Raw genomic sequence first — 15,781 nt, 5'->3', positions numbered from 1 at the left:
GCAGTTCGTGCGGATGCCTGCAGACCGCGCGGGTGCCTGCGGATCGTGCAGGCGTCCGGAGGCGGCGGGTCGGGCCCCGACGCCTCCGGCGCGCGGCTACTTCGCGTTCGCCGTGTCGAGCGCGTCCTGCAGGTTCGTCTGCAGGTCGGCGAGGATCGCCTCCGGATCGCCCGACGCCAGGCCCTCGAGGGCCGAGTTGAAGTCGGTGATCACGGTGGCGGCGCCGGCGAAGGCGACGGGGCTGACGGCGTAGTCGTTCCCGGTCACGAAGGCGGCGTTCTCGGGGTACTTCGTCGCGTACTCCGCGGCGCCCGTCTCGGTCGAGGGGATCACGCCGAACGCGTCCGAGAATGCGAGCTGCTGCTCGTCGGCGGTGAGGGATTCGACCAGCGACTGCGCCTGCTCCGCCGTCTCGCTGCCGACCGGGATGCCCCAGCAGTTGCTGAAGGTGAAGGTCGACTTCCCGCCGGGGCCCGCGGGGAGCTCGGCGACGGTGTAGTTCACGTCGGGGTAGTCGGCCTCGAGCGCGCCGTTGATCCACGGTCCCTCGATGACCATCGCCGCGGCGCCCTTGCCGAAGGCCTCACCGGCCCAGCCGGAGTCGAGGTCGGCGGGGAACTTCAGCGTCCCGTCGGTCAGCAGCTTCTTCACCTCGGTGAGTCCGGCCACGTTCTCGGGGGTGTCCGCGGTGACGGTCTCGCCGTCCTCGGACAGCAGCGAGCCGCCGGCCTGGTTCATGAAGGTGCCGATGCGCGCGTATTCGGCGCCGAAGGAGAGACCGGTCGCTCCGTTCGCGGTCAGCTTCGCGGCAGCGGACTCGAGGCCCGCCCAGTCGGTCGGGATGTCGGCGTCGGTGAGACCGGCGGCCGCCCAGAGGTCGGTGTTGATGACGAGACCCAGCGTCGAGAAGTCCTTGGGCTCGCAGTAGAACTGGTCGTCGTAGGTGAAGGCCTCGCGCAGCGCCGGGTAGAACGCGTCGGCGTTCCCGGCGTCCTCGGCGTACGGCTCGAGGTAGCGGTTGCTGGCGTACGTCTGGAACTGGTCCCAGCTCATGTAGAAGAGGTCGGGCGGGTTGCCGCCCGAGAAGCCCTGGCCGAGCTGCTGCGTCAGGTCGCTGGCGGCGACGACCTCGACCGTCGTGCCGTTCTCCTCGCCCCAGGCGTTCACCGCGTCGGTGACCGCGGTCGTCTCGGCGTCGCCGGACGAGCCGATCATCACCGTGAGTCCGGCGTCGGACGAGGAGTCGGAGGAGGAGCCGCCGCTCGAGCAGGCGGCGAGCGTGACCGCGAGGCCGCTCGCGAGGATCGCGGCACCCCAGCGTGCCGCGGTGGAGGTGGATGTCATGGCCTGACCTTTCGTGATCGGGAGGTGCACCGGGAGGTGCTCGGGGCTGTGGGAGTCAGAGGTGGAGGGGTGTCCGCACCACGAGGTGCGGCTCGATGAGGCGGTGGGCCTCTCCGGCGGCGAGCTCGCGGTGCACGATGTCGTCGCCCCGTTCGCCGAGCAGGAGCTCGAGGGCGCCGGCCGCGACGGCGCCGAGGTCCTGCTCGACGCTCGAGAGGCCGACGGCGGCGGCGACCGGGGTGTTGTCGAAGCCGACGATCGAGAGGTCGGGGCGGCCGACGGCGACGGCGGCCATCGAGGCGCCGAGCGCGAGGGAGTCCGAGACGCAGACCAGACCGTCGACCGCGGGGTTCGCCTCGAGGAACGCGATCGCGGCGGACCGGGCCTGCTGCACGTCGTCCTCCGCCTCGGCTCGCAGCAGTGCGACTCCGGGGAACCGCTCCCCCATGACCCGCTCCCAGCCGCTGCGGCGGTCGTCGCCGGTCGCGGATCCGCTCGGCCAGCCGAAGAACGCGACGGTCGAGCACCCCTGGTCCGCGAGGTGCCGGCTGGCCTGCGCGACCCCGGAGGCGCCGTCGACGTCGACCCAGAGGTGCTGCGGATCGCCCTGGTCGTCCAGACCCCAGGGGCGGCCGAACGTCACGAAGGGCACGCCCTGGTCGCGGAGCCATGCGGTGCGGGGATCGCCGTAGAAGGTCGAGGTGAGCACGAAGGCGTCCACGTCGGCGCCGTCGCGGAGCCGTCCGATCTGCGCGATCTCGTCCTCGGGGGTGCTCGCCGTGTACAGCAGGATGCGCATTCCGCGCGCATCCGCCTGCTCGGTCACGGCGTGCAGGAAGCGGTCGAGCAGGCTGCCCGAGATGCCGTCGAGCACGCGGTCCATCCGGACGCCGATGGTGCCCGACTTGCGGGTGCGCAGGCGGCGGGCGGAGGCGTGCGGCCGGTACTTCAGGTCGGCGATCGCCTTCTCGACCCGCTCGCGGGTGGCCGGACGCACGATCGTCGGGCTGTTGAGCACGTTCGAGACGGTCTGCCGCGAGACTCCGGCGGCGCGGGCCACGTCTTCGACGGTCGGCAGTGCCATGCGTCCTCCTCGACGGGTCCGGATGCGGTTCGATCGTTCCAAGAAGGCGCCGAGCGCCGATTTGATCGATCAAATGCGAGTGCTACATTACCTCCGACCGCGGTGCTGTCAACCGGCAGCCACCGACGGTCCGATCCCGCAGGCGCTGCACGACGCGGCCCGCACCGACGATTCAGTGAGGAGTCGACCGTGACGACCGAGCGCGACGACCGCAGCAGCACGCCCCTCCAGCCCCTCCTCCACGAGGCCGTCGTCCTCCTCCGCGCGCCCTCGCAGCTGTGGTGCGACGAGACGGGCGAGCTGGGCCCGCAGCCGATCCACGGGCTCTACCACGGCGACGTCCGCGTGCTCGCCGCAGCCTCCCTCCTCGTCGGCGGGCTCCCCCTCGAGCCGATCGCCGCCGGCCGCGACGGAGCCTCCTCCGCCCGCTTCACCGGCCTCGCCCGCCGCCTCGACGACTCGTCGGCCGACCCGCGGTTCCGCGTCGTCCGCACGCGCACCGTCGCGGCCGGATCGCTCCGCGAGAGCATCCGCCTCGAGTCGGCCCTGCCCGAGGAGGTCGCCACGCGACTCGACCTCGCCCTCGAGCCCGACTTCTCCCTCGTGCACGTCGTGAAAGCCGGCCTGCGCGACGACGCCGACGTCCGCACCGAGGCGGGCGACGGCTCCGTCGTGTGGACCTCGGGCACCGTCCGCGCCGACGTGCGTGCGCCGGGCGCCGCGATTGCGACAGGAGCGAGCACGACGTTCACCTGGGACGTCGTGGTCCCCGCCCGCGGCGCCGTCGAGGTGGAGTGGAGCGTCGCGATGGAGGACTCCGCCGCGGTCGTCGCCGGCGCCCCCGACCCCGCGGAGTGGAGCGGCACGACGGTCGACGCGGGCGACTCCCGCCTCGCGTCCTGGTGCCGCGTCGCCCTCGACGACCTCGACGCCCTGCGGATGGTCACCGTCGACCGTCCGGACGAGCCGTTCCTGGCCGCCGGCGCCCCCTGGTTCTTCACCCTCTTCGGCCGCGACTCGATCTGGGCGGCGCGGATGCTCCTGCCGCTGGGCACCGGGATCGCCGGCTCGACCCTGCGCGTGCTCGCGGGGCTGCAGGGCACCGAGCACGTCGCCGGCACCGCCGAGCAGCCCGGCAAGATCATGCACGAGCTGCGCTCGACGACCCTCGAGATCCCGGGAGAGGGCGTCTCGCTCCCTCCGCTCTACTTCGGCACCGTCGACGCCACGGCGCTCTGGATCTGCCTGCTGCACGACGCCTGGCGCTGGGGACTCCCCGAGGTCGAGGTCGAGGCCCTGCTGCCCGCGCTCGAGTCGGCGCTGCACTGGCTCCGCGACCACGGCGACTCCGACGGCGACGGCCTGCTCGAGTACGTCGACACGACCGGGCACGGCCTCGCCAACCAGGGCTGGAAGGACTCCGGCGACTCGATCCAGTGGCGCGACGGCACCCTGGCCGAGGGTCCGATCGCACTCTGCGAGGTGCAGGCCTACGCCTACGAGGCGGCGATCGGAGGCGCTGCGCTGCTCGAGCGGTTCGGCCGCGACGGCACCGCGTGGCGCGAGTGGGCGGCGGCGCTGAAGTCGCGGTTCGCCGAGTCGTTCTGGATCGACACGGCCGCCGGCGGCTACCCCGCGATCGCCCTCGACGCGCGGAAGCGGCCCGTCGACACGGTCACGAGCAACATCGGCCACCTGCTGGGCACCGGGATCCTGCCGGCCGAGCGCGCCGCGCGCGTGGCCGAGCTGCTGGTCTCGCCCGAGCTCTCCTCCGGCTACGGACTGCGCACGATGTCGACCGACTCCGACGGCTACTGGCCGCTCTCGTACCACGGAGGAACGGTCTGGGCGCACGACACCGCCATCGCCGTCACGGGGCTGGCCCGCGACGGGCTTCGGCGCCGAGGCGACGACGCTCGCGCGCGGCCTGCTCGCCGCCGCCGAGGGCTTCGGCTACCGGATGCCCGAGCTGCACTCGGGCGACTCCGCCGCCGAGGCGCCCGCGCCGGTGCCGTATCCCGCCGCCTGCCGACCGCAGGCCTGGTCGGCGGCCTCGGCCGTCGCGGTGCTGTCGGCGGCGCTGGGGCTCGCGCCGGGAGGGGAGACGCTGGTCGTCGCTCCGATCTCGCCCGCCCTCGCCGGGCCGATCCGGGTCGACGGGATCCGCCACCGCGGGTCCGTCGTGCCGGTGGACTGGGACGGGCGCGTTTGAGCCTCAGGGCAGCCGCGCCACCACCGCGCGCGCGATCGTGCGCCCCGAGCGGTTCGCCCCGATCGTCGAGGCCGTCGGTCCGTAGCCCGCGAAGAACACCCGCGGGTCGGTGAGGGACGCGCCGTTCGCGACGGCGACTCCGCCCTCGCGCTCGCGCAGCCCGAGCGGCGCCAGGTGGCGCAGCTCCGGTCGGAACCCCGTCGCCCAGATGATCGCGTCGGCGCGCGTGAAGCTCCCGTCGGGCCAGCGCACGCCGTCCTCCTCGATCGAGCGGAACACGCCCCGCTCGCGGAGCACCCCGCGCTCGATCCCGGCCACGACCCTCCGGGTGCGCTGCACGCCCGTGCCGCCGACGATGCTCGGCAGGGCCCGGCCGGCGCGCGCCGCGCGGTCCTGCTCGGCCACCGCCTCCACCGCCGACTCGAAGGCGAGCTGCTCGCCGTCGCGGAACTCGACCGGGCGCCGCGTCGCCCAGGTGACCGAGCGCGCGACCCGCTCGAGCTCGAGCAGGAAGCCGATCGCCGAGGTGCCGCCGCCCACGACGACGACCTGCTTGCCCGCGAAGTCCTCGGCCCGCACGTACTCGGTGGTGTCGAGCTGCACGCCCTTGAAGCGGTCGCGGCCCGGGTAGTACGGCACGAAGGGCGACCCCCAGGTCCCCGTCGCGTTCACGACGATCCGAGCGTGCTCGACGGCGCGGTCCGTCTCGATCACCAGGGCGGAGGAGCGGTCGCCCGGCATCGCACTCGTGACGCTCCGCACCGCCTCGGGGCGCCGGACGGGCAGGTCCCAGGCGCGCTCGTAGTCGCCGTAGTACTCGGTGACCACATCGCGCGCCGGGCGCCGCCGATCGGCGGTCGCGAAGGAGAGCCCCATCCGGTCCATGCCGGGCAGATCGTGGACCCGGTGCGCCGACCCCAGCCGCAGCGCCTCCCACCGGAACTGCCACGCGCCGCCGGGCAGGGGGCCGCGGTCGAGGATCACCAGGTCACGGCCGGATTCCAGCCCCAGACGCCGCAGGTAGTAGGCCACCGCGAGACCGGCCTGACCGGCGCCGATCACGACGACGGACCGCGGCGCGGAGGGTCGGTCCACGCTGCTCCCCCCGTCGTCGAGGGGCCGCCTCGATCCGGATGCCCCGGGCCCGGAGTGGCGTGTGCCCCGTCTGCTAAACTACCGGGTAGATTTCACTGTTCTCAGTTCATCGTTCGTAACCACGTCGTTGATAACCACTTCCCCAGCCGGCTTCATCGCCCGTCTGGCCTGTCATCGTGAGGGGGTCACCCATGGGGCGCGGCCGTCAGAAGGCGAAGAACACCAAGATCGCCCGTGAGCTGAAGTCGTTCAGCCCGGCGGTCGATTACAGCGCGCTGGAGCGAGAGCTCAGCCACCCGGACGAGCCGGACTACTCGAAGTGGATCGACGCCGAGGACGACGGCGACGACACGGACTTCGTCGAGGAGCAGCACCAGAAGCGTGCGTGACGCATCGTCGTCGACGGGGTCGTCCGGTTCGGGCGGCCCCGCTCTGCGTTCCGGTGCCGTGCCGGTGACCGGCGACCCCTCGGGAACCGCGTCCGCCGCCCGCGTCGAGCAGCTCTCGACGCGGGTCGCCTACGAGACCCCGTGGATCCGCGTCCGCGAGGACGAGGTGCTCTGGCCCGGCGGGAGCACGGGCGTCTACTCCGTCGTCGAGCGCGACGACTACGCCCTGATCCTCCCCCGCGAGGGCGACGGGTTCTGGCTGGTCGAGCAGTTCCGCTACCCGATCGGACGACGCGCGTGGGAGTTCCCGGCGGGCGGCTGGCCGCACGGCTCCCCCGGTGGCGACGCCCCTGCGCTGGCCCGCGCCGAGCTCCGCGAGGAGACGGGCCTGCGCGCCGGGCGGCTCCGGCACCTCGGCCGGCTGAGCGAGGCGTACGGCTTCGTCGCCCAGTCCGTCGACGTCTTCCTCGCCGAGGACCTCGAGCACGGCGAGCACGCCCGCGAGGCCACCGAGTCCGACATGGTGCAGCGGTGGTTCCCGGACCACGAGGTCGCCGAGCTGATCCGCAGCGGCGCGATGATCGAGACCGCGGCGGTCGCGGCGCTCGGGCTCTTCTGGATGGACCGCGGCCTGGTCCCGTGAGCGGATCCGCACCGGGATCGGCCCTTCCGGTGCACATCCGCCCCGATTCCGGGGCCCTGACCCGCTCCGGGCGGTCGATGTCGGTGGTCTCTGCCACGCTGACACGATGAGTCCCGTCGCCGTTCCGAGCGCGCCCTCCGGCGGCTCCCGCGGCGTGCGCCTCCCGGTGTGGCGCAGCGAGCGGCGCGGCGCTGATCTCGACGAGGCCCGCGACTTCTACCAGCGCGGGTACAACGGCTCCGGCTTCCGCGCCGAGCGCACGACGACCCCGTTCGAGTACCGCTACGCCTCGACCGGCGGCGGCCCGGTGAGCCTGCACTCGGCCTCGTTCCTGGGCCGTGTGCGCGGCACGGTCGACCCCGCCGGCGTCTACGTCGTGCTCTGGCTCACGCAGGGCCGCGCCTCGGTCGATCTCGGGCGCGACGAGAACCGCCTCGTCGTCGGCCGCCCCGCGATGTTCCCGACCGGGCGGCCCTTCGGCTTCGAGGCCCACGAGTACCGCGACGCTCTCGTGCACTTCGACGCTCCTACCTCGAGCGCGCCGCCGCAGAGCTGCACGGCAGCGAGCCCGGCCCGATCCGCTTCGCTCCCGTGGCGGGCGACCAGGCTCCCTGGTGGGTCGCCGTGCGCCGACTCCGCGACACGCTCGCCGTCGCGAAGGCCCCCACCGAGCTGCAGCGCGACTCCGCGTCGCGGTTCGCCGCCGAGGCGGCTCTGCGCACCTTCGCCCACCGGATCGTGCCGATGCCCGTCACTCCGCCGTCGGTGAGCGCCCGGCGCCTGCGCCGCGCCGTGGAGTTCGTGCACGCGAACGCCGATCTGCCCCTCGGCGTGGCCGACATCGCCGAGGCCGCCGGCCTCACGATCCGGGGCCTGCAGCTCGCCTTCCAGAGGTCTTTCGGCACCACTCCGCGCCACTACCTGCGCGGAGTGCGCCTCGACCGCGCCCGTGACGAGCTGAGCACCGCCGCCCCCGGTGAGCTCGTCGTCGGCGACGTCGCCGCCCGCTGGGGCTTCGTCGGCGCCGGCCGCTTCGCCCAGCACTACGCGCAGCGCTTCGGCGAGCTGCCCCGGCAGACGCTGCGCCGCTGACGCCCGCTACTTCGCGAGCACCGTCGCGCCGACCGCCGCCCCCGCGCCGTCGGCCGTGACCGCCTGCACCGACAGGCGGTAGGTGCCGCCCGGGACGAGGTTCGTGAAGGTCTGCGAGCGCTTCGTCGAGGCGACCACCGCCGCCCACGGTCCCGCGCCGCTCCCGTCGACCCCGTCGCGCGACACCCGGTACCCCGTCACGGTCGGCCCGCCCGCGGGCGGCGCCCACGACAGCACGGCCGTCCCCGCTCCGGAGGCCGTCGTGGTCACCGCGGTCGGCGGGCCCGCCAGCACGGCCGGCCGCAGCGTCGCCGTGTACGTGGCGGCCGCGCCCGGTGTCGTGATGCTGTGCGCCGCGGCGCCGCCGTCCGACCAGCGGGAGAAGACGTAGGGCGTGCCCGACGCGGTCGACTGGGCCGGCACCTCGAGCTGGAGCGGCGATCCCGCCCACGAGACGACGGTGGCGGGCCCGGTGAACGGCGTGCCGTTCACGAGCACCGTGCGACCGGCGGGGCTCGTCGCGATCGTCACCGACACCTTCTTCGGCGCGAACACCCGGGTCGACGTCTGCACGAGGCCCTTCGAGTCCGTCGCCGTCACGGTGACGAGCAGATCGCTGTTCCCGGCCGCCGCCAGATCCTCGGGGCCCGGCGCGGTGAACGGCACGTCGTTGCCGGTCACGGGCCCGAAGAACGGATGCGTGTGCTCGGCGTGCCGGCGCTGCACGGTCCACGACAGCGACGACGCGGGCAGGGCGCCGTCCTCCGGGTCCGTCGCGGTAGCCCGCAGCCGGTACGTGGTGCCCGAGGTGAAGGTCGACCCGGCCGCCGGCGACGTGATCGAGACGGTCGGGGCGCGGTTCCCGGACGAGATCCGCTGCGTCACCGGGGCGGACACGGCGCCCGCGGAGTCGCGGACCCGCAGGGTCGCCGTCCAGTCGCCCCGGGCGTAGGTGTGGGTGGAGCTGGAGGCCGTCGTGGTCTTCGACGCGGTCCCGTCGCCGAACGACCAGAGGTAGGTGAGCGCGTCGCCGTCCGGGTCGCTGCTCCCCGCGCCCTTCAGCGTCACGGCGAGCGGCGCGGATCCGGAGGCCGGCGAGGCGGTCAGGACGGCGGTCGGTGCGCGGTTCGCGGTGCCGGTGTAGGCGAGCCGGCGCAGCTGGCCGCCGTTCGCGTAGGTCGTGTAGAAGAGGTCCTGCGTGCCCCGCGACGGTCCGAACGCCATGGCGACGGCGCTGCTGGTGCCGAGTCCGCTGACGAGGTCGGTCGCGGTGCCGCCGGGGCTGAGCGCCCGGATCTTGCCGCAGACGTAGTCGCCGAAGAGGTACGCGCCCGTGTACGCGGCGGGCCAGACCCCGTTCGGCACGAACGCGCCTCCCGTGATCGAGGCGCAGCCGTCGGCGTGGGAGTAGTCGAAGACGGGATCGGTGTACGCGGCGGGCTTCGCCGCTCCGCAGTTCGTCGGCGAGCCGGTCTGGGCGCAGTGCCCCTCGCGGGTGTTCCAGCCGTAGTCGGCACCCTTGATGCCGGCGTCGATCTCCTCCCACGCGTCCTGGCCGACGTCGTTGATGCGGAACACGGTGCCGGTCGCGTCGGGGTCGAACGCCATCCGGAACGGGTTCCGCAGGCCCTGCGCGAAGATCTCGCGGCAGACCGTGCCGCTCGCCGCGGGGGCGAGGCGGCACGAGGCGGTCCCGGTTCCGAGGAACGGGTTGCTCGCGGGAACACCGCCGGTCCTCGTGATCCGCGCGATCTTGCCGTTCAGGATGTTGCGGTCGCGCGCGGCGTCGTTCTTGCCGCCGCAGCCGCTGCCGCCGGTGGAGCCGACACCGCCGCGGTAGTCGCAGCCGCCGTCGCCGATGCTGACGTAGAGCAGGCCGTCCTTGCCGACGGCGAGGTCGCCGGCGTTGTGGTACCCGGCCGGGGAGTAGATGCCGTCGAGTAGGATCATCTCGGAGGCGGGGTCGATCCGGTCGTCGGCGCCGAGGACGAACCGCGAGACGCGGTTGCGCGGGGCTCCGGTCGGCATCTTCGTGCCGTTCGCGTTCGTGGGGCAGGCCGCATCGGATCCGCGTGCCGTGTAGAAGACGAAGACCGCCCGGGTCGTGGGGTCGGGGTCGACCGCGAGCCCGAGCACGCCGCGCTCTCCGTTGGCACAGATCTTGGCGCGCAGGTCGATCGCCGGAGTGGCCAGCAGCACGCCGTTCTTGACGATGCGGATGGGCCCGCCGCGGGAGGCGACGAGCGCCCGCCCGTCGAGGGCGAAGGCGAGCGCCGTCGGCGAGGGGACGTCGGCGACCAGGGTGTCGGTGAACTTCGCCGGGATCACGGCGCCCGCGGCCGCGGCGCTGCTCGTGGAGGAGGCGGCGCTCGTGGTGCCGGCGCTGCGCTCGGAGACGGCGGTGCCCGTGGAGACGGACGCACTCGCCGAGACGGACGCACTCGCCGAGACGGACGCGCTCGCCGAGACAACGGCACTCGCGGGATCGGCTCCCGGTGCAGCCGGAGCGAGCACGGCGACGAGGACGACCGCGGCGAGCGCGGCGAGTCCGCGGCGGAGGAAGGGGAGCGGGCGCACAGGTGCCTCCACGTCGACCGCACGGGCCGGCGCATCGAGATCGGAGTGGAGCGGAACGGGGTCGTGCGGCGCACGCGGGCCCGCGGTCCTCCTCCGCTGCGACGGGAGGAGGACCGCGGGCCCGGAGCTGCTACCTGACGACGGCGGCGGTCGCCGCCGAGGTGCGCGAGACCGTGGTGTACGCGGTCTTCTTGCCCGTCACGGTGACGGTGACCCTCTTGCCGACCGTGCTGCTGGTCGGCTTGAAGGTCGACGACGTCGCTCCGCTGATCGCGACGCCGTTCGCCTTCCACTGGTACGTGAGGGTGACGGGAGCCGGACCCCAGGCGCCGGGGTTCGCCGTGAGGGTGAAGCCGACCTTGGCCGTGCCGGACACGGTCGGCGTCGGGGCGACGAGCGTGCCGGCGACGACCGCGGCGGTCGCGTCGGACGTGCGGGTCACCCGGGTGTAGCCGGTCTTGCTGCCGGTCACTGTGACGGTGATCGTCTTGCCGAGCACGGCGCTCGTGGGCTTGTACGTCGATCCCGTGGCGCCGCTGATGGCCGTGCCGTTCGACATCCACTGGTAGACGAGCGAGACCGGGGCGGGACCCCAGGCGCCGGGGTTCGCGGTGAGGGTCGAGCCGACCTTCGCGGTGCCGGTGATCGTCGGCTTCACGGCGGTGAGGGTGCCGGAGGCGACCGCGGCGGTCGCGGCGGAGGTGCGGGTCGCGGCGGTGTAGCCGGTCTTGCTGCCGGTGACGGTCACGGTGATCCGCTTGCCGAGCGTCGCGCTGCTCGGCTTGTAGGTCGAGGCGGTCGCCCCGCTCAGAGCCGTGCCGTCGGCCTTCCACTGGTAGGCGTAGGCGACGGGGGCCGGACCCCAGGCGCCGGGGTTCGCGGTGAGGGTCGCTCCGACCTTCGCGGTGCCGGTGATGGTCGGGGTGGCGGCCGTGAGGGCGGCGCTCCCCATCCGGACCGAGCTGGAGGACGTGATGCTGGAGCCGGCCGAGTTGAGGGCGCGGACGGAGAGCGTGTAGGTGGAGCCGAGCGCGAGGTTCGAGAACGTGCGCGAGCGGGTGGACGCCGAGACGATGGTCGACCACGGGCCGTTGCCCGCCGCGTCGACGCCGTTGCGCGAGACCTCGTAGCCGGTGATGGCTCCGCCGCCGTCGTCGTACGGAGGGCTCCACGTGAGGGTGGCCGTGCGCGCGCCGTCGTCCTTGGTCGCGGTCACGTTCGTGGGGGTCCCCGGAGAGGTCACGTACGGGATGTAGACCCACGACTCCGAGACGTACCCGGTGCCGTAGGCGTTGATCGCCGAGACGGTCAGCCAGTAGCCCGACTGCGACTCGAGGTTGGTGAACTTCTGCGAGCGGGCGGACGCCGAGACGACGGTCGACCAGGGCCCGGCACCGGACGCGTCGATCCCGTCGCGCGAGACCCGGTAGCCCGTGATGGCGGATCCACCGTCGTAGTCGGGCGCGTCCCAGTAGAGCGTCGCCGACCGCGCCGAGCCGTCGGCGGTGGAGTAGACGTTCAGCGGCTCCCACGGAGTGCTGGCGCGGGCCGCCGACGTGGCCGCCTCGGTCGGAGCCGTGACGGCGGCGGTGCTCAGCGTGGTCGGCTCCGCCTCGGCGGCACCGCCGCGGAGGGCGCGGCCAGCGCGAGCGCGGCGGCGGCGGCGACGGCGGTGAGCCATCGCGGGATGAGGGGCTTTCGCTCCATGGGTTCGTCTCCAAATCGGCGTGCGCGACGAGCGGCGCATCTCTGCGCGCCGTCGAGTCATCGGGTGAGCGCCGTCCGCTGCGATCGGGTGATCAGCGCAAGGCGAGAGGGTGGGGACGCGGATGTCGGAGTACGGACCTCGAGGAGAGAGGCGAGCGTTCCGATCGCGCGAGGCACAACTTATCTGCGCGAAGCGAGGACGATTGACCCCCCTTTCGGCCGTTTCTGTGAGCGCTCTCCGCGATGTCGTTCCCGCCGTGACAGCGGAGGCCGATCGACGTCGGTCCGAGAAGGCCGACCGCTCGTGCGGCCGGCGTCGCGCTGTCAGGACGGCACGTCTCTCCAGGCCGCGCCGGCGATGAGGGGCGCCGGAACCGCTGTGAGCGCCACCGCGGACCGGTTGTCACGAACGACTCGTGCAGGACGGGGAAATACCTATCGCGCCGATCCGCCAGGCCACCGGATCACCCGCGCGGAGGACGCCGATCCTATGTCCCCGCCCTGGGGATAGTGCGTCTTCCGATGCCGTGCTGATAATGAGCGACTCCGCCCCTAGAGCGCTCGAATTCCTCTCTTCGGAACCCTGAGCACCGTCTCGGCTCCCGCCACTCGACCGATCGGTTCCTCGTGCCCCCCAGAACTCCGCGCCTCGCGCGCCTCGCCGTGATCGTCGTCGCCGCGCTGCTGCTGGCGTTCCTCCCCGCAGCTCCGGCATCGGCCGCGACCGCGTTCACGACCGCGCCGACGCCCACGATCTCGGGAACCGCCGCCGTCGGTTCCGTGCTGACCGCGAAGACCGGCACCTGGAACCCCGTGCCCACCTCGTACGCCTACCAGTGGAAGCGCTCGGGAACCGCGATCACCGGCGCGACGGCCGCCACGTACAAGGCCGTCACCGCCGATTCCGGACGGACGCTCACCGTCACCGTCACCGGCAGCAGGACCGGCTACACGACCACCCCCCGCACCTCCGCTCCGACCGCCACGATCACCACCCCGCGCGCCTTCACCACGGCGCCGACCCCGACGGTGACGGGCACCACGAGAGTCGGCTCCGTGCTGACCGCGAAGACCGGCACCTGGAACCCCGTGCCCACCTCGTACGCCTACCAGTGGAAGCGCTCGGGAACCGCGATCACCGGCGCCACCGCCGCCACCTACAAGGCCGTCACCGCCGACTCCGGACGGACGCTCACCGTCACCGTCACGGGCAGCCGGACCGGCTACACGACCACTCCGAAGACCTCCGCTCCGACCGCCACGATCAAGCCCGGTCCTCCCGGCGCGGCGACGAGTGTCGTCGCCGTGGTCGACGATGCGGCGGCGACCGCGACGATCTCCTGGCAGCCGCCGGCCACGACAGGCGGCTCGGCGATCACCGGTTACCGGCTCACCCGGGACGGCGTCGACTCGACCGGTCAGGGCGCGTGGTCGCACCTCTACGGTCCGGAGAAGCGGTCGGTGACGCACATCAGCCTGGTTCCCGGCGGCACCTACAGCCTCACGGTCACTCCGGTGAACGCGGTCGGGAGCGGGCCGACCACCGCGCGGTCCGTCACCCTGGCGCCGAAGGTCCTCGTGGCTCCGACGCCCACCGTCTCGGGCACGCCCACCGTGTACTCGTTGCTCACGGCGAACGCCGGAACGTGGAGCTCCGGTTGGCGTCTGGAGTACCGGTGGTACGCGAACGGGGCAGCGATCAAGGACAGCTATGGCGAGTGGGCGGCCGCTCCCACGCTCAGGACGGATATCGCGCAATCCGGCACGCGGGTGACCGTTCGTGTGACGGGGACGCGAACGGGCTACGCCCCCGTCGTGCGGGAGAGCGCGGCGACGACGACGATCAGCCCACGAGACGTCTTCGATCTCGCGACGATAGGGCATCGCGACTTGTACGAACTCTCGCCCCGCGGAGCCCGGGTCTACACGATCTCCCGCACTCTCGACCTCCAGGACACCGGAGAGGGGGAGGCGCCGGTGAGATGGACCGCCGAGGCGGGCACGATCATCAAGGTCTACGACGGCATCGCCGCGAACCTTCCACTCAAGGCGTCGGGCACCTCGACCGCACCCGTCGTCGTCACGTCGATCCACGACGACACCGTCGGCGGCGATACGGACGGGACGACCGCCGTCCTGCCCGCCCGCGCGACTCCGTGGAAGGGAATCGACGTCTTCGAGCAGCACTACTGGTACGACGAGTACCCGTACGAATCGACGATCTGCCGCATGGATGCGCAGTACCTCGTCGTGAAGTACGCCGAAACGGGTGTCTTCTGCGGCCAGTCCGAGAGCGCCGTCCGGATCTCGCACTCGCAAATCTGGGGCGGGGTGCGCCTGAGAGGAACGTCGGTGGATCTCCAGGACAACGAGTTCGTCCGGGGGCGGGTGTACGTGTCCGTCCCCACGTCGGAACCTCGCGGCGACTGGTTGCCGCCGGAGCACCCGGTCATCGTGAGGAACAACGTCTTCACCGGCATGGGAGGGCTGACGACCACGCCGATCGAGATCCACGATGCACTCCTCAAGACGTCCACGGCACTCGCGGGCAACACCGCCCCGGGCATGACGAACCCGCACATCCTGCTCGCTCGGATCCGCGCGAGCGACTCTCTGATCCTCGGCCAGGGGTGGGTCCACGACATCGTCAGCGGAAGCGTCGAGTACTGGAAGGTCGACGGCACTCTCGTCGTCCAGCCGGGGGTCGTCGTCAGACTGGCCGAGGGCAGCTTCGTCCGCGGGACGATCTCCGCCGTCGGGACGCCGTCGCAGCCCATCACCTTCACGTCGACACTCGACGACACGATCGGGACGGCCAGGCCCAGCGGACCGGCTCCCGTGATCCAGGACGCGGCCGAGGGCGCATGCTCCTTCGTCGAAGGGTTCACGTCGTCGTCGGTGAACTACACGGTCCGACCGATGCCCGGCTGCCTGTAGACGCACTCTCGGGCGCGCCGCCGCAAGCCCGTTCCGCGCCGACTCCGCCCGGCGTAGTGTCCGAGGACGGCGCGCGGAACGGTCCGCGCGCTCGCGTCGATGGAGCCGCGATGTTCGAACCCGAAGGATCCGTGCACCCTGTCGCACGGCTCAGCTACGTCACCGCCGCCCTCCTGGTGGGTGCGGTCCTCGTCGGAGGCGCTGTCGGCGCCGCCGTCGCCCTGGTGCTCTACCTGCCGGCCGCGCTCGCGTCCGGTCCGCTCGACCCGTCGGCGCTCGTGAGCTTCGGGATGCTGATGGGCGTCCTCTCGGGAGCGGGCATCGGCCTCTGCGGCGGCGTCGGCGCCGTGGCGGGCATGGTGTCCGTCCGCGCCGTGAACCGCAGCGACTCCGCGTTCGTGCTCGGCACGAGCTCGGGCTCGGCCCTGGGCGTCCTCATCGCGGCCGCGAACCTCCTGGTCAGCCGGGACGCTCCGACCTGGATCACGGTGCTGCTGGCGACGGCCGCCGCCTTCGCCCTCTGCGCCTGGGGCTCCTGGCTGCTGACCCGCCACGAGCACGCCTGGGAGCGCGCGCACGCACGCTCGCAGCACCACCGCCCGGCCTGACGCCCACCTTGCTGATCGAGCAGCCCGCGCAGCGGGCGTCTCGAGATCCGCCCCTCCTGGAGACGCGGGTCTCGATACGCCGCCTGCGGCGGC

The 15,781-nt window shown here is 72.9% G+C and carries 12 protein-coding genes; 7 read left to right on the top strand and 5 right to left on the bottom strand.

Going from position 1 to position 15,781, the window contains the following annotated elements:
* Positions 1–96: 96 nt before the first annotated feature.
* Positions 97–1,344, bottom strand: a complete 1,248-nt coding sequence (locus B0T42_RS08560) for a sugar ABC transporter substrate-binding protein (RefSeq protein ID WP_077222785.1) — start codon at positions 1,342–1,344, stop codon at positions 97–99.
* Between the two features lie 55 nt (positions 1,345–1,399).
* Positions 1,400–2,428, bottom strand: a complete 1,029-nt coding sequence (locus tag B0T42_RS08555) for a LacI family DNA-binding transcriptional regulator (protein WP_077222784.1) — start codon at positions 2,426–2,428, stop codon at positions 1,400–1,402.
* A 189-nt stretch (positions 2,429–2,617) separates the two neighbouring features.
* On the opposite strand from B0T42_RS08555, the gene B0T42_RS08550 reads away from it, so the two are divergent.
* A complete protein-coding gene (locus B0T42_RS08550; RefSeq protein WP_342418223.1) occupies positions 2,618–4,753 on the top strand; it encodes a glycogen debranching N-terminal domain-containing protein in 2,136 nt (711 codons plus the stop codon).
* On the opposite strand, the gene B0T42_RS08545 is transcribed toward B0T42_RS08550, so the two are convergent.
* The gene (locus B0T42_RS08545) at positions 4,644–5,735 is read right to left on the bottom strand and encodes an NAD(P)-binding domain-containing protein (protein ID WP_077222783.1); all 1,092 of its coding nucleotides are present in this window, start codon (positions 5,733–5,735) and stop codon (positions 4,644–4,646) included. The genes B0T42_RS08550 and B0T42_RS08545 overlap by 110 nt on opposite strands.
* 191 nt (positions 5,736–5,926) lie before the next feature.
* Here B0T42_RS08545 and B0T42_RS08540 point away from each other — a divergent pair, with 191 nt between their 5' ends.
* The 4 genes from B0T42_RS08540 (at position 5,927) to B0T42_RS08525 (ending at position 7,859) form a co-directional block, all read left to right on the top strand.
* Positions 5,927–6,124: a DUF3073 domain-containing protein gene (locus B0T42_RS08540; RefSeq protein ID WP_055789263.1), complete on the top strand. Its 198-nt coding sequence runs from the start codon at positions 5,927–5,929 to the stop codon at positions 6,122–6,124.
* A 64-nt stretch (positions 6,125–6,188) separates the two neighbouring features.
* Complete coding sequence (locus tag B0T42_RS08535) at positions 6,189–6,767, top strand: NUDIX domain-containing protein (protein ID WP_077222804.1); 579 nt, start codon at positions 6,189–6,191, stop codon at positions 6,765–6,767.
* A 106-nt stretch (positions 6,768–6,873) separates the two neighbouring features.
* Positions 6,874–7,536, top strand: coding sequence for a hypothetical protein (locus tag B0T42_RS19970; protein ID WP_077222782.1), 663 nt, complete (start codon positions 6,874–6,876; stop codon positions 7,534–7,536).
* Positions 7,512–7,859, top strand: coding sequence for a helix-turn-helix transcriptional regulator (locus B0T42_RS08525; RefSeq protein ID WP_077222781.1), 348 nt, complete (start codon positions 7,512–7,514; stop codon positions 7,857–7,859). Before B0T42_RS19970 ends, B0T42_RS08525 begins: the two co-directional genes overlap by 25 nt.
* 6 nt (positions 7,860–7,865) lie before the next feature.
* Here B0T42_RS08525 and B0T42_RS08520 read toward each other — a convergent pair whose 3' ends face one another.
* Both B0T42_RS08520 and B0T42_RS08515 read right to left on the bottom strand, forming a co-directional pair.
* A complete protein-coding gene (locus B0T42_RS08520; RefSeq protein WP_201788511.1) occupies positions 7,866–10,436 on the bottom strand; it encodes a PQQ-dependent sugar dehydrogenase in 2,571 nt (856 codons plus the stop codon).
* A 130-nt stretch (positions 10,437–10,566) separates the two neighbouring features.
* On the bottom strand, positions 10,567–12,117 hold the full coding sequence (locus tag B0T42_RS08515; protein WP_158078080.1) for a fibronectin type III domain-containing protein: 1,551 nt from the start codon (positions 12,115–12,117) through the stop codon (positions 10,567–10,569).
* 653 nt (positions 12,118–12,770) lie between these two features.
* On the opposite strand from B0T42_RS08515, the gene B0T42_RS08510 reads away from it, so the two are divergent.
* Positions 12,771–15,080, top strand: coding sequence for a fibronectin type III domain-containing protein (locus B0T42_RS08510; protein WP_077222779.1), 2,310 nt, complete (start codon positions 12,771–12,773; stop codon positions 15,078–15,080).
* Between the two features lie 110 nt (positions 15,081–15,190).
* The gene (locus tag B0T42_RS19140) at positions 15,191–15,688 is read left to right on the top strand and encodes a hypothetical protein (protein ID WP_055789243.1); all 498 of its coding nucleotides are present in this window, start codon (positions 15,191–15,193) and stop codon (positions 15,686–15,688) included.
* The last annotated feature ends 93 nt before the right edge of the window (positions 15,689–15,781 follow it).

Source organism: Rathayibacter rhapontici (assembly GCF_001995175.1).
Lineage (GTDB): Bacteria > Actinomycetota > Actinomycetes > Actinomycetales > Microbacteriaceae > Rathayibacter.
Note: the sequence above shows the minus strand (reverse complement) of the source record. Positions and strands in the feature narration are given on the sequence as shown.